This is a genomic window from Paraburkholderia sp. J69-1, assembly GCF_905220255.1.
In the GTDB taxonomy this organism is placed as follows: Bacteria; Pseudomonadota; Gammaproteobacteria; order Burkholderiales; family Burkholderiaceae; genus Paraburkholderia.
This window is the reverse complement of sequence record NZ_CAJMZG010000013.1, coordinates 14,374-28,116: the sequence shown is the minus strand read 5'-3', so window position 1 is coordinate 28,116 and position 13,743 is coordinate 14,374. Positions and strand designations below refer to the sequence as shown.

The following is a 13,743-nucleotide window of genomic DNA, read 5'->3' as shown; positions in this document are numbered from 1 at the left end:
CGAACGATCGTTTGGTATTTTCCCCAGGCTGACTGCACTGCAGAATTCATTGCCCAATTGACCCTGGCCGCACTTCGATGTTTCAGGCCCGTTCCAGCAGCAACCGCATGATCGAAACGCCTGCCGCGACACCGGAATCCCGTCATCACCCGGGCGCGCGGCAGTTCAATCTCCGGCCTTGCCATCGCATGTCACGCAAGGCCCGTGTTCGGGAGGTCACGGTGGATCTGTTTTTGCAGCAGGTGCTCAACGGTTTGACGCTCGGAGGCATTTACAGCCTCGTGGCGCTCGGCCTCACGCTCGTCTACGGCATCATGGCCGTGCCGAATTTCGCGCACGGCGCGTTCTACATGGTCGGCGCATTCGCCGCGTTCTATCTCACCTCGCGCTTTGGCCTCGGCTACTGGACGGGGATGGCGGCGGCCGCCGTGTGCGTGGCCGTACTCGCCATGCTGGCCGAGCGCCTTGTGTTCCACCCGCTGCGCAACGCCCCCGAACTCGCGCCGATGATCGCCGCCATCGGCCTGATGCTGTTTCTCGAAGCCGCCGCGCAGGCGCTCTGGGGCACCGACTTTCATCGCATGTCGCCGCCGTGGAGCGGCGTGCTCGAATGGAACGGCGTGATTGCGCCGATCCAGCGGCTGCTGATCATCGCCGGTGCATTCGGGCTCGTGCTGGCGCTGCAACTGTTCCTGCATCACACCGTTGCGGGCTCCACCATCCTCGCGGTCGCACAGAATCGCGAAGGTGCAGCGCTAATGGGCATCGATCCGCGCAAGGTCGGCATGGCGACATTCGCGCTCTCGGGCGTGCTGGCCGCCATCGCCGCAGCGCTCTATGCGCCGATCAATCTCGTCTACCCCGCCATGGGTCAGTTAGTGATCCTGAAGGCCTTCGTCATCATCATTCTGGGCGGCATGGGCAGCGTGCCGGGCGCGGTGGTGGGCGGTCTCATCATCGGTCTGGCCGAAAGCTTCGGCGCCTTCTATGTCTCGCCCGATTACCAGGACCTGATTGCCTTCGTGCTGCTCGTGGCGATCCTGTCGCTGCGTCCGCAAGGGCTATTTTCGCGGGAGATGCGCACATCATGACGAACACGACCAACCCTTCCATGACGCGCCATCTCGGCTGGATTGCGCTCTTTGCCGCCGGTCTGGTACTGCCCTTTCTCGTGCGCAACGATTATTCGCTGACGGTCATGTCCACGGCGTATATCTTCGCGCTCGCGACCATCGGCCTGAATCTGCTGACGGGCTACACCGGGCAGTTCAATCTCGCGCACGGCGGTTTTATGGCCGTTGGCGCCTATACCGTGGGGATTCTCACCGTCGATTATCAGGTGCCGTTCTGGCTGGCCTTTGCACTTGCGGGCGCGCTGAGCGTGGTGCTGGGCTTCTTCGTCGGCATCGTGTCCTTAAGGCTCAAAGGCAATTACTTCGCGATCTTCACGCTCTGCGTGGGCTACATCATTTTTCTCGTGATCGAGAAGTGGGACAGTGTCACGCATGGCGTGGTGGGCATCATCGGCATTGCCGCGCCGCCCGACATCGGACCGATCTCGTTCGAAAGCCCGCGTGCGCTGTATTACCTCACCTTCGCGTTTCTCGCCGCGGGCCTGTGGATCATGCATCGCATCGTGCATTCGCTGCTCGGCCATACCTTCGTGGCGATCCGCAACAGCGAGCATCTCGCGCAGGCGCTGGGCATCGATCTCATGCGCAACAAGATGCTGGCGTTTCTGATCTCCACGTTCTATGCCGGCATCGCAGGCGGTCTATATGCGGGCTTCGTGCGCTTTCTCGGCCCCGATCTCGCCAATATCAGCCATACCTTCGACATGACGATGTATGCGGTCGTGGGCGGCATCGGCACGCTCGCCGGCCCGCTGCTCGGCGCGATTGCCTTGCCCTGGCTCACGCAGTCGCTGCAATTCATGCAGGACTATCGCTTCCTCGTGTTCGGCCCTTTGCTGATCGTGCTGCTGATCTTCCTGCCGCGCGGCCTTGTGGGTCTTTATCAGAGCGCACGCAGCCGCTTCGCGCTGCGCGACGTGGCCGCGCCAAGCGCGCGCCGTGCGACTTCCAGCGGAGACGGCCATGCTTGAAATCACCGCCTTGTCAAAACAGTTCGGAGGCCTTAAGGCTGTCACGAACGTCACTACGCGAATCGATGAAGGACGCGTGAACGCCATTATCGGGCCCAATGGCGCGGGCAAGACGACGTTTTTCAATCTGATCAGCGGCATGTACCGGCCAAGCGCGGGGTCGATCCGTCTGCGCGACAAGGACGTGAGCGGTCTGCGTGCCGACCAGATGGCGCGGCTCGGCGTGGCGCGCACGTTCCAGGCCACGGCATTGTTCGAAACGGCATCGGTGCTGGAGAACCTGATCGTCGGGCATCGACTGCGCACGCGCTCGAATCTCTGGGACGCGCTGCTGCGCACCGCGCGCTGCAAAAACGAGGAGCGCATCTGTCGCGACAAGGCGCGCGAAGCGCTCGATTTCGTCGGCCTCGCGCATCTGGAGGCGAAGCCCGCAGGCGGCATCACGCAGGAGGAACGCAAGCGCGTGGCCATTGCGCTCGCGCTCGCCACCGATCCCACCCTGCTGCTGCTCGACGAACCTGCCGGCGGCGTGAATCCCGAAGAAACCGATGGCCTTGCCGCCTTGATCCGCAAGATCGCACGGCGCGGCATAACGGTGTGCCTCGTCGAACACAAGATGAGCATGATCATGAATCTCGCCGACAAGATCATGGTGCTCGACCACGGCGAAAAAATCGCCGAGGGCACGCCCGATGAAATCCGTAAAAACCAGGCGGTGATCGACGCCTATCTCGGGAGCGAACATGCTGACGTTCAATGACGTAAGCCTCGATTACGGCAGCTTCCGCGCCCTGCACGGCATCAATCTGCGCGCCGACGAAGGCGAGCTGGTGGTGCTGCTCGGCGCGAATGGTGCGGGCAAAAGCTCGATCTTTCGCGCGGCCAGTGCGCTTGGCAAAGCGAGCACGGGGCGCATCCGCCTGAAGGATGTCGATCTGGTCGGCAAACGTCCCGCCGATGTCGTGCGCGCCGGCGTGATTCATTGCCCCGAAGGCCGCAAGCTGTTTCCTGCAATGTCGGTGCTCAAGAACCTGATGCTGGGGGCGTACACGCATCGCCGCGATCGTGCGGGCAACCGTCAGCGCCTGGACGAAGTGCTCGCCCTTTTTCCCGATCTGGTGAGCCGCAAGGACGATCCCGCCGGCTCGCTCAGCGGCGGCCAGCAGCAGATGGTCGCGATTGGCCGCGCACTCATGAGCCGCCCGCGTGTACTGCTGCTCGACGAACCTTCGCTTGGGCTTGCGCCGCTCGTCGTCAAGCAGACCTTCGAGGTGATCCAGCGCATCAATCGCGCGGGCACCACGGTGCTGCTCGCCGAACAGAACGCGCACGCGGCGCTCAAGATCGCGCATCGCGCGTATGTCGTGGAATCGGGCCGCATCGTGCTGGAAGGCACTTACGAAACGCTCGCCGGTAACGAAGCCGTGCGGCGCGCCTATGTGGGCGGCTGACGCCCCTCATTTCTCCGTTTCGATTCAGCGGTACTTCATCGTCACTCCTTCGAGGATACGTTCATGATCGTCAGGAAGCTGTCTCTCGCGCTCGCTGGTACATTCGCTGTTTCGCTGATGCTTGCCGCGCCGGCCATGGCGCAGGAAACCGCAGTCCATATCGGCTTTTCCGGGCCGCTGAGCGGCGGCGCCGCGAAATACGGCCAGGAAGTGCTCGAAGGCATGCAGATGGCCGTGGCTGAAATCAATCAGGCCGGTCTCGTTGTGGGCGGCAAGAAGATCAAGCTCGATGTGGTCGCGCTCGACGACCAGTACAACCCGAGCGAAACGGCCATCAATGCGCGCCGTCTTTCTCAGGAATACAACGCCAGTGTGGTACTGGTGCCGCACTCGGGTGGATGCTACGCAGTCCAGACTATCAATCAGCAGCAGAAATTATTGCTGCTCGCCTACACCAGCGTGCCGCAACTGGCCGCGCGCAACAATCCGCTCACCATCCGCATTCCGCCCGAATTCACCTCGTATACGCCTGCCTTTGTGAAGTACGAGATGGACAAGTTCGGCAAGGACGCCGCGATTGCGAACACCGATACCGATTACGGCAAGGCCTGGACGGCCGCATTCAAACCGGCATGGCAGGCAGCGGGCGGCACCATCGTCGCGGACAATCCCATGTCGTATAACCGCGCAACCGACTTCTATAGCGGCGTGAGCCGCGTGCTGGCCAGCAAGCCCAAGGTCATTTTCGTGGGCGGACCTTCGGAGCCCACCGGCCTCATCATCCGCCAGGCGCGCGAACTGGGCTTCAAGGGCGGCTTCGTGGTGATGGACCAGGCCAAGCTCGACGAAGTCGCGAAGATCGCGGGCGGCTATGGCGCGCTCGACGGATCGATCGGCGTGATGCCGATTGGCGACGATCCCTCGCCCGATGCGAAGTCGTTCGTCGCGCGCTTCACGAAGACGCATGGCGGGCGCATGCCGACCCAGGAAGCCTCGCTCAACTACACCGCCGTGTGGGCGACAGTGCAGGCGATGAAAGTTGCAGGCACAACCACCGACGCCACCGCCATCCGCAAGGCCTACGATCAGGCGCTGAAGTCGCTCTCCGCGCAGAACAATCCGCATGGTCTTTCGGGCGTGGATGCGCGTGGCGGCATCACCATGGGCCGCGCGGTCGTGGCCGTGGTGGAAGGCGGCAATATCAAGGCATTGCCCGATACGGCGCTGGCCGCCGCGAAGTAAGCGTTTCGATCCTGTTCATGTTTGTGAGGTTTGCGGGCCGCCCATGCGGCCCGCGTTGCACTTGCGAGGTCACATGACGACATCTGCCGCTACGCTCGACGACTTTGTCGTCGAGCTGTGCTTTCCCGAAGCGCCGCGCTGGCATGCCGGCCAACTCTGGTTCTCCGACTTCTATCGCCACGAAATTCTGCGCGCCGACGCGCAAGGCCAGCTCACGACCATCGCGCATGTCGAAGCATGCCCAAGCGGTCTGGGCTGGCGACCCGACGGCACGATGCTGGCGGTTTCCATGCACGATTGCCGCCTGCTGAACGTGTCGAACGGCGAAACCCACACGCTCGCCGATCTATCGACTTACGTGCCTGGCCCCTGCAACGACATGCTGGTCGACGAAGCGGGCCGCGCCTATATCGGCAATTTCGGCTTCAATCTCTATGCGGGGGAAACGCCGCGCGGCACCGATCTGCTTTGCGTTTCGCCCGATGGCAAGGTGCACGTGGCCGCGCGCGATCTGGCATTTCCCAATGGCATGGCGCTCACGCCCGATGGCCGCACGCTGATCGTCGCGGAAACGTTCGGTCAACGGCTGAGCGCATTCGACGTCGCGCACGACGGTACGCTGTCGCGCCGCCGCGTTTTTGCCGATCTCGAAGGCAGTTATCCCGATGGCCTGTGCCTCGACGCCGAAGGTGCGATCTGGGTGGCGGATGCGCGCGGCAATCGCGTGCTGCGCGTGATGGAAGGCCGCGGAATCGTCGAGTCGATTTCGATCGGAGACCAGCAATGCTACGCATGCATGCTGGGCGGCGACGATGGCCGCACGCTTTTCCTCTGCACCGCGCCTGGGACAGGGCCTGAGAATGGCGCGCGTCGTGAAGCGCGCATTCGCACGGCGCGTGTGGATGTGCCGCGCGCGGGTTTGCCTTGATTCGATAAACGAGGCGCGCCATACGTTTGAACGAGCAGGCGCGCGCTTCGATCCTCGTTTCGATCAATACGCTCGGGACGGTTTGAAACTCTCGCGCAATTCCCGCTTGAGCACTTTGCCGATGGCGCTACGCGGCAAGGAATCCGCGATAACCACTTCAGCCAGACGCTGCATCTTGCCCAGCCGCTCGTTTGCCCAGCCCGCCAGTTCCGAGGCGTCCACCGTCGCACTGGCGTGCAAGGTCACAAACGCCACCGGCGTTTCTCCCCAACGCTCCGACGTCACGCCCACCACGGCGGCTTCAGCAATCTGCGGATGTTGCAGCAGCACCTGCTCCAGATCGCTCGGATAAACATTGAAACCACCCGAGATGATCATGTCCTTCTTGCGGTCCATCAGCACGAGAAAACCGTCTTCGTCGAAACGGCCAATATCGCCGGTTCGAATAAAACGCTGGCCGTCGCGGTCGTACCATTCGGCTTCGGCGGTCTTTTCGGGCTGGCGATAATAGCCAGTCATCATCGTCGGCGAACGGCCCACGATTTCGCCGATGCTGTCGCGCGGCAACTCATTGCCCGCCGGGTCGATCAATCGCATTTCGTGACCCGACATCACACGGCCCACAGTATGAAGCTTGTCGGGGTGTAATTCCGCGCAGAGCTCGCACGACGCGCCGCCTTCGGTCATGCCGTAAAACTCGGTGAGACTGCCCGGCCAGCGGCGCACTACGTCGGCTTTCACGCGCGCGCTGAACGGCGCACTCGTGCAGGACTTCGAAACAAAATTCGACAGATCATAGCGATCGAAATCCGGCTCGGCCATCAGGCGTTGATACTGTACCGGCACGAGCATCGTATGCGTCGCGCGATATTGCTGCGCGAGCGCCAGATAACCCTTCGTGTCGAATTTCGGCATCAGCACGACCGTGCCGCCCAGCGCGAGCGTGGGAAAGAAACTCACGAGCGTGGTGTTCGAGTAAAGCGGCGTCGAGATCAACGTCACGGCTTGCGGACCATAGCCACGATCCACGCTGCGCTGCGCGTAGGCAAAGCGCATCGCATGCGATTGCACGATGCCTTTGGGCAGCCCCGTCGTGCCCGACGAATAGATGATATTGAACGCCCATTCGGGCCGCACATCGACATGACGCGGCACCGCGCCGCGCGGCGCAAGCCAGGCGTCGATGCCGGTGGTGTCTTCTGCATCGCCTTGTGCATCCAGTCTCACGCTGCGCACGGTGGGCGGTTTTGCGGCGCGTTTCAGCGCCGCACGCACATCGGCGTCGAGAAACAGCACGCGCGCGCCGGCGTTTTCAATCATGCCCGCGAGGCTGTCCGGGTGCGAAGACGGGGCAAGCGGCGCCACGGCCGCGCCCGCACGCAGCGCGCCCAGAAACACCGCGACATACCAGGGCGATGCCTCGGCGCAAATCGCCACGACGTCTTCAGGCGCGATGCCTTCGCGTTGCAGCGCGCTCGCGCATCGATCGATCATTGCGTCGAGATCGGCGTAGCAATAAGTCTTGCCTTCGCAGATCAGCGCCGCATGCTCGCCCTGCTCCACGGCCAGCCGCCGGATCTGGTCGCCGATGCTCGCAAACGCAACATCGGAGGAATTGGTAATCGCGGTCATAGGTTCGCGCTCCGCGGTTTAAAGATAAGCCGCCAGTTCCATCTTGGCGATGGCATTGCGATGGACTTCATCGGGGCCGTCCGCGAGGCGGATCGTGCGTGCGTTCGCATAGGCCCGCGCGAGGCCGAAGTCGTCGCTCACGCCCCCGCCGCCATGCGCCTGAATCGCCCAGTCGATCACCTGGCAGGCCATCGCGGGCGCGGCCACCTTGATCATGGCGATTTCCTTGCGCGCCGCCTTGTTGCCGACCGAATCCATTTTCCAGGCCGCGTGCAGCACAAGGAAACGCGCCTGATCGATCAGGATGCGCGCATTGGCAATGCGTTCGCGCGTCACGCCTTGATCGGCAATCGCGCGGCCGAATGCGGTACGCGTGGTCGTGCGTTTGCACATCGCTTCCAGTGCGCGTTCTGCACGGCCAATCAAACGCATGCAATGATGAATACGGCCCGGTCCGAGACGCCCTTGCGCGATTTCAAAACCACGGCCCTCGCCCAGCAGCACATTCGTTACGGGCACACGCACGTTTTCGAACAGGACTTCGGCATGACCGTGCGGCGCGTCGTCGTAGCCGAACACCGGCAGATGGCGCAGCACCGTGACGCCTGGCGTGTCGCGCGGCACCAGCACCATCGACTGGCGTTGATGTCGATTCGCGCCCTCGGGATCGGTTTTGCCCATGAAAATAAGGATCTTGCAGCGCGGATCATTCGCGCCCGAAGTCCACCATTTACGCGCGTTGATGATGTAGTGATCGCCGTCGCGCTCGATACGCGCTTCGATATTCGTTGCATCCGACGATGCTACGGCCGGTTCCGTCATGGCGAACGCCGAACGGATCGTGCCATCCAGCAACGGTGCGAGCCATTCGCGCTTCTGCGCTTCGTTGCCATAGCGCAGCAGCGTTTCCATATTGCCCGTGTCCGGCGCCGAACAATTGAACGGCTCCGCGCCGATGGCGGAGCGTCCCATGATTTCGCACAGCGGCGCGTATTCCAGATTCGTCAGGCCATTCTGCCCCTCGTGAGGCGGCAAAAACAGATTCCACAGACCCGCGGAGCGCGCTTTGTCCTTCAAACTTTCCATCACCGGCGCGGGCTGCCAGGGATTGCCCGCGCGCCGTGCTGCGTCCATTTCGGCGGCGAATGCCTGCTCTGCCGGATACACATGCTGATCCATGAATGCCGTGAGACGCGCCTGCAATTCCTTGACCTTGTCCGAGTGTTCGAAGTTCATAAGCCTTTTCCGCGTGAATTGTCAGCCTGAATAAATACGGGAATGCGCGCGCCTTGCTAGCGCATGGCATCGACCGCGCGTGCGAGTGCCCACGCCTGTTCCGCGAGCGGGCGCGTGCGCCGCCCGGTTTCGAGCGCGAGCGCATTCGATGCGTTGCCTTGCAGTGCGCGCGCCATCACGCCCTGCAGAATGCCCACCAGTCTGAACATGTTGAAAACAAGGTAGTAGCCCCAGTCCGCTTCCGGGACGGCAGCATTCGATGCGCGCGCAACGGTTGCCAGATAGCGCTGCAAATAGGTCTTTTCGTCGGGAATGCCGAGCGCAATGAGATCGAGACCGACGAGCCCGCGCCGCGCACCGGCCTGCATATGCCAGATCATGCAGTGATAGGCGAAGTCGACCAGCGGATTGCCGAGCGTCGATAACTCCCAGTCGAGCACGGCAAGAATGCGCGGTTCGCACGCATGAAAGATGACGTTATCGAGCCGGTAATCGCCGTGCACGATGCGGCGCTCGTCGCCTGCGGGAACATGTTTGGGCAGCCAGTCGATCAGGCGATCGGCGGCATCGATACGCTCGGTTTCCGAAGCGCGATACTGCCGCGTCCAGCGCGCCACCTGGCGCTCGATATAGTTGCCCGCGCGGCCGTAGTCGCTCAGGCCCACTGCGTCGGGATCGACGGAATGCAGCGCGGCAATCACGCGATTCATCTCGCCATAGATCGCGCCGCGCGCTTCGCGCGTCATATCGGGCAGCGCCGCGTCCCAGAAGATGCGGCCCTCTACATACTCCATCAGATAGAACGGCGTGCCGATCACCGCGGCGTCCTCGCAAAGCGCATAGGCTTTGGCGACGGGCACCTCAGTGTGTTCGAGCGCGCGAATCACGCGATATTCACGCTCCACAGCATGCGCGGAAGGCAGCAGCGTACCGGGCGGCTTGCGTCGCAACACATAGCGCGCGCCCGTCGCTTCGAGCAGAAAGGTGGGATTGGACTGACCGCCTTTGAACTGCTCGACGCGGATCTCGCCGCTAAAACCGTCAACGTGTTCGCGCATCCATTGAGCCAGACGCGCGACGTCGAAAGCGTGCGCGGGCGCGACAGGACGCGTCCCGCTAAAGCTCGACTGAAGATCGATACTCATGAAATCGACAGGCCTCCGTGGACGGTTCAGCCGCTGCATTCGCGGTATTGCGCCGTCGTTAGATGATTCTGCAAAGCAATCATGAATTCTGCACTGCAGAAATGCTAACGCGGAGGCCAAGGTGCTGTAAAGCACCGATGTGGCTTGAAAGATTGGGAAAAACCCCACTGGCAGCGATGCGAAATGAGCGCCAGTGTTCTCGGATGAAGCGGTGTTGCGCGATTCATCGCGCATGCGACATAGCCTGAGAGTTCCGCCATGCGGAATTCTCGTATTTCGAAGCACAACGCTGCTTTAGTCGCAAGTGCGCCGCATTTAATACGGATGACTAATCATATTGAGCAAAAAAAAAGCGCGAGCATGCAGCCCGCGCCCTCTACGCTTATTGACCTGCGATGGCCGCCTCGAGCCGGGCGATCATCTGCAACAGACGCGGTTTCACTTCGTCGAGCAGGAATTGTTGTGTAAGCGAAAAGGAAGGTCCGCCCACGTTGATTGCCATCACCGGCAAGCCGCCGCCCGGTTCGAACGCACGCGCAATGCCATTGACATCCTTCTGCCATTCGCCGAACGAACAGGTCACGCCCAGTTCCGCGTGATCGCTCACGCCCTGCTCGATGCCGCGGCGCACGGCCGGCCAGGCCACATCGTCGAGTTCGCGAATCTGCTCCATCACGTCCTCGCGTTCGCGCGCGGGCACGGCGGCGAGCCACGCGCGCCCGATCGCCGAAGTGGCCAGCGGAATGCGCGAACCCACGTCGAGCGTCAGCGCTAGCGCCGCGGTGCTGCGGCAGCTCTCGATATACAGCATCGAAAGGCGGTCGCGCACGCCCAGCGAAACGGTGCCGCCCGAGAACTCCGAAAGCTCCTGCATCATGGGCCGCGCCAGCTTGCGCACGTCCAGGCGCGCGAGCATCGAACTACCGAGCGCAAGACAGGCCGTGCCCAGACGATAGCGCCCGGTGTCGTCCAGATGAATCAGATAGCCCAGTTTCGTGAGCGTCATCGTCAGCCGCGAGACGGTGGATCGGGGCAGCTTGCAGCGCTGGGCGATTTCCTGGTTGGTCAGCGCCGTATCGCCGCCACGAAAACAGGCGAGGACGTCGAGCCCGCGTGCAAGCGCGGTGACGAAGTGGCGATCTTCCTTGTGAGCGCTTGCTCGGGCCGGCTTCTGCGCGGTGTCGGACATTGCGATAGTGGGAAATAATGGTCGCGGTGGGATCGCGAAATTATATTCTGTATCGCAAAATCGACTGGCGGCGTCAATGGGTGGGCCACCCTAATCGCGGGCTCACCCCTAGAACAATTGCCGCAAGCCGATACGCGCCACGACTTGCCGCCCATTCGCCGACGACGCCCCATTCGACACATCGCCCAGCGATGCGGTCGCCGCGACCGGATTGCCCCACGCGTCGAGCGTGGCGCCGCTCGCCAGCTGATAGCCCGCGAGCGCATAGAGCCAGGTACGCTTGCTCAGCGCATAGAACGCCGAGAGATTGAACTCGTGATACTGCGCGCGCCCGGCTGCGCCCACCGAACTGCGATGCGTATAACCATAGCCGCCCGCCACGCGTAGCGCCGCCGTAGCCTGCCAGCTCAACGTTGCCTGTGCGGTGTCGAAGATCGCGCTGCCGGCGAATAGCGAACCCGCGCCACCGTTGTAGCGCGCATTGCTCCAGTTGAGTCCGGCCGTCAACGCCTCATAGCGATACGACGCTGCGGCGGCGAACACATCGAGCTGCGCCGCGGACGCAAACCCTTCGTTGATCGACGAAGAATAGTAGCCGTCATAGCTCCCATTCCACGTGCCTTGCGACGGATCGCTACTGGCATGCAAATACGCTGCGCCAAGATTGAACGGACCGTTGCGATACACCAGCCCGACGCTCCACGCATTGCGCGCCGCAATGCTGCCCGCTTCGCCGCCAAAACCGTAGACCGCCTCGAATTGCAGGCCGTATCGGCGTGGGCTCGCGTATTTGATCGAGTTATTGATGCGCGCGTTGTTATCGACATTGTCGATATCGCCGGGATGCGCAGCCATGCCAGTCAGAAAACTGGTTGGCCCGATCGCGCCGACCATATCGACGATTGCATCGTACTGGCGGCCCAGCGTGAGCGTGCCGAGACGTTCGTCAGCAATTCCCATGTAGGACTGCCGACCAAATAGCCTGCCACTCTGTCCCGCTGCGCCCGTGCCCAGATTGAAGCCGTTTTCGAAGTAGAACAGCGCCTTACGGCCCGCGCCCAGGTCTTCGGAACCGATCAGGCGCCAGCGGTCGCCGTTCCACGTCCCGCTCTGGAAACCATAGACCGGACGGCCCGCGTACGCGACCGGCGCCCCCGCCGCGCCCGCCGACTGCGCCACGCGCACATTGCTGCTATAGCCGAAACCGCCATCGACGATACCCGAAAGCGTGATGCTGCCCTGCGCGGCTGCAGCGCCCGAAAACGCTGCCGCGCCACCACACATCGCGAACATCGCCAGCCTGCGTGTGCCCGTTTCGAACACCGTCATACCTTCTCGACCTGCGATGATTCAGCCGATGCAGTGACACGGCGTCGCCCGCGCCGCACGACGCTGATCAGCAGGCCGATCACTAGCAACGCCACGAGAATGCCGCCCGGCACCATCACCGGTTGCAGGCGCGCGAGCAGCGGACGCGGGCCGCCGTTGCGCGCGATCGCCACATCTTCGACCGACACGTGCACATCGGCGTTGCCGTATTGCGCGAGCACGTAATTGGCAATCGATGCAATCTGTTCGTCGGTCAGCGGCTGCACGTACGACTCTTCGCCGAAGTTCGGCATCAGCACATGCTCGCCGCCGGTTTCCCGGTCCACGCCGTAAAGCATCGTCGCCACCAGATTCGACGGATTGAGCGAGCCAGTAGCCGTATTCGCAGACAGCGACGGATACGCCTGGCTCGGGCTGCCCTTGCCGTCCACGCGATGGCAACTCGCGCAATAGCCGCTAAAGAGTGCAGCGCCCGTCGTGAGCGTGCCGTTGGCGTTATACGGCTGCATGCCGCGCAAGCCGGTTTCGACGCTCGCCGACGCGCCATGCGCGAACGCCGGCTTCGTCTCGTGCGGATCGCGAATTGGCGTGGTGCTGCGCAGATACACGACGATGGCGGCAAGATCGTCATCGGAGAGATATTGCAGGCTGTTCTGCACCGCCTCGGCCATCGGCCCCGCGGCCTGATTCTTGCCCGGCGCGCGACCGGTTTTCAGGTAGCTCACGAGTTCCGCGTCGCTCCATGCGCCGATCCCGCTCACCGCATCGGAGGTGATGTTCGGCGCGTACCATGCGCCCAGTTGTGCACCGCCCAGGTCCTGCTTCGCGTCCTCGGCCATCATGAAGTTGCGCGGCGTATGGCAGGCACTGCAATGCGCCAGCACGTTCGCGAGATACGCGCCGTGGTTCCATTGCGCGTCGTGCTGCGGGTCCGGCGCGAAGCGTCGATCGTGCAGATACAGCGTATTCCAAGCCGCCATGGAAGCCCGCACGCTGAACGGGAACGGCAGTTTCGTTTGCGGCGCGGCTTGATCCACAGGCTCGACGCCATGCATGAAGTAGGCGTAAAGCGCGTGCACATCGTCATCGGTCAGCCCCGTGTACGACGTATAAGGCATGGCCGGATAGAGATGCGCGCCGTCCGCGCGCACGCCTTCGCGCAAGGCCTGTGCAAACTGTACTTCCGTATAGCGGCCGATACCCGCCGTTTTTGACGGCGTGATATTGCTCGAATAGATCGTGCCCATTGGCGATGCAATACCGTAACCGCCCGCGAACGGCTTGCCGCCATTCACCGAGGTATGGCACGCCATACAGTCCGCCGCGACCGCAAGCTGATGACCTTTCGCGATCAACGCGAGATCGGCGTCGTTGGTATCGGGCGTTTGCGCGCTGGCGCATTGCATCGCGCCCATCAATCCCGCTGCTGCGAGCATGACTACAGCGGCGCGCTTCACGCACGCGTTAATTTGATCAGCAATCCTCAT

12 protein-coding genes are annotated in these 13,743 nt (G+C 62.7%); 6 read left to right on the top strand and 6 right to left on the bottom strand.

Annotated elements, in window-relative coordinates; translation table 11 throughout:
* Positions 1-221 precede the first annotated feature (221 nt).
* The 6 genes from U5A67_RS23205 (at position 222) to U5A67_RS23180 (ending at position 5,725) form a co-directional block, all read left to right on the top strand.
* Positions 222-1,091, top strand: coding sequence for a branched-chain amino acid ABC transporter permease (locus U5A67_RS23205; protein WP_321816023.1), 870 nt, complete (start codon positions 222-224; stop codon positions 1,089-1,091).
* Positions 1,088-2,104: a branched-chain amino acid ABC transporter permease gene (locus U5A67_RS23200; protein WP_321816022.1), complete on the top strand. Its 1,017-nt coding sequence runs from the start codon at positions 1,088-1,090 to the stop codon at positions 2,102-2,104. The genes U5A67_RS23205 and U5A67_RS23200 overlap by 4 nt, the downstream gene beginning before the upstream one ends.
* Positions 2,097-2,864 (top strand): ABC transporter ATP-binding protein, encoded by a 768-nt coding sequence (locus U5A67_RS23195; RefSeq protein WP_321816021.1) that lies wholly within the window; start codon positions 2,097-2,099, stop codon positions 2,862-2,864. Before U5A67_RS23200 ends, U5A67_RS23195 begins: the two co-directional genes overlap by 8 nt.
* The gene (locus U5A67_RS23190; protein ID WP_321816020.1) at positions 2,848-3,555 is read left to right on the top strand and encodes an ABC transporter ATP-binding protein; all 708 of its coding nucleotides are present in this window, start codon (positions 2,848-2,850) and stop codon (positions 3,553-3,555) included. Before U5A67_RS23195 ends, U5A67_RS23190 begins: the two co-directional genes overlap by 17 nt.
* Before the next feature lie 63 nt (positions 3,556-3,618).
* Positions 3,619-4,797 (top strand): ABC transporter substrate-binding protein, encoded by a 1,179-nt coding sequence (locus tag U5A67_RS23185; RefSeq protein WP_321816019.1) that lies wholly within the window; start codon positions 3,619-3,621, stop codon positions 4,795-4,797.
* Positions 4,798-4,870: 73 nt separating this feature from the next.
* Positions 4,871-5,725, top strand: coding sequence for an SMP-30/gluconolactonase/LRE family protein (locus tag U5A67_RS23180; RefSeq protein ID WP_321816018.1), 855 nt, complete (start codon positions 4,871-4,873; stop codon positions 5,723-5,725).
* Between the two features lie 63 nt (positions 5,726-5,788).
* Here U5A67_RS23180 and U5A67_RS23175 read toward each other — a convergent pair whose 3' ends face one another.
* From U5A67_RS23175 to U5A67_RS23150, 6 genes are all read right to left on the bottom strand, one after another.
* A complete protein-coding gene (locus U5A67_RS23175) occupies positions 5,789-7,357 on the bottom strand; it encodes a class I adenylate-forming enzyme family protein (protein ID WP_321816017.1) in 1,569 nt (522 codons plus the stop codon).
* 18 nt (positions 7,358-7,375) lie between these two features.
* On the bottom strand, positions 7,376-8,593 hold the full coding sequence (locus U5A67_RS23170; protein ID WP_321816016.1) for an acyl-CoA dehydrogenase family protein: 1,218 nt from the start codon (positions 8,591-8,593) through the stop codon (positions 7,376-7,378).
* A gap of 56 nt (positions 8,594-8,649) precedes the next feature.
* Positions 8,650-9,738 carry a phosphotransferase gene (locus U5A67_RS23165; RefSeq protein ID WP_321816015.1) on the bottom strand — a complete coding sequence of 363 codons (1,089 nt, stop codon included), beginning with the start codon at positions 9,736-9,738 and terminating at the stop codon, positions 8,650-8,652.
* Between the two features lie 382 nt (positions 9,739-10,120).
* The gene (locus U5A67_RS23160; protein ID WP_205986765.1) at positions 10,121-10,927 is read right to left on the bottom strand and encodes an IclR family transcriptional regulator; all 807 of its coding nucleotides are present in this window, start codon (positions 10,925-10,927) and stop codon (positions 10,121-10,123) included.
* A gap of 108 nt (positions 10,928-11,035) precedes the next feature.
* On the bottom strand, positions 11,036-12,211 hold the full coding sequence (locus U5A67_RS23155) for a porin (protein ID WP_415767915.1): 1,176 nt from the start codon (positions 12,209-12,211) through the stop codon (positions 11,036-11,038).
* A gap of 41 nt (positions 12,212-12,252) precedes the next feature.
* On the bottom strand, positions 12,253-13,743 hold the full coding sequence (locus U5A67_RS23150) for a cytochrome c (protein ID WP_321816014.1): 1,491 nt from the start codon (positions 13,741-13,743) through the stop codon (positions 12,253-12,255).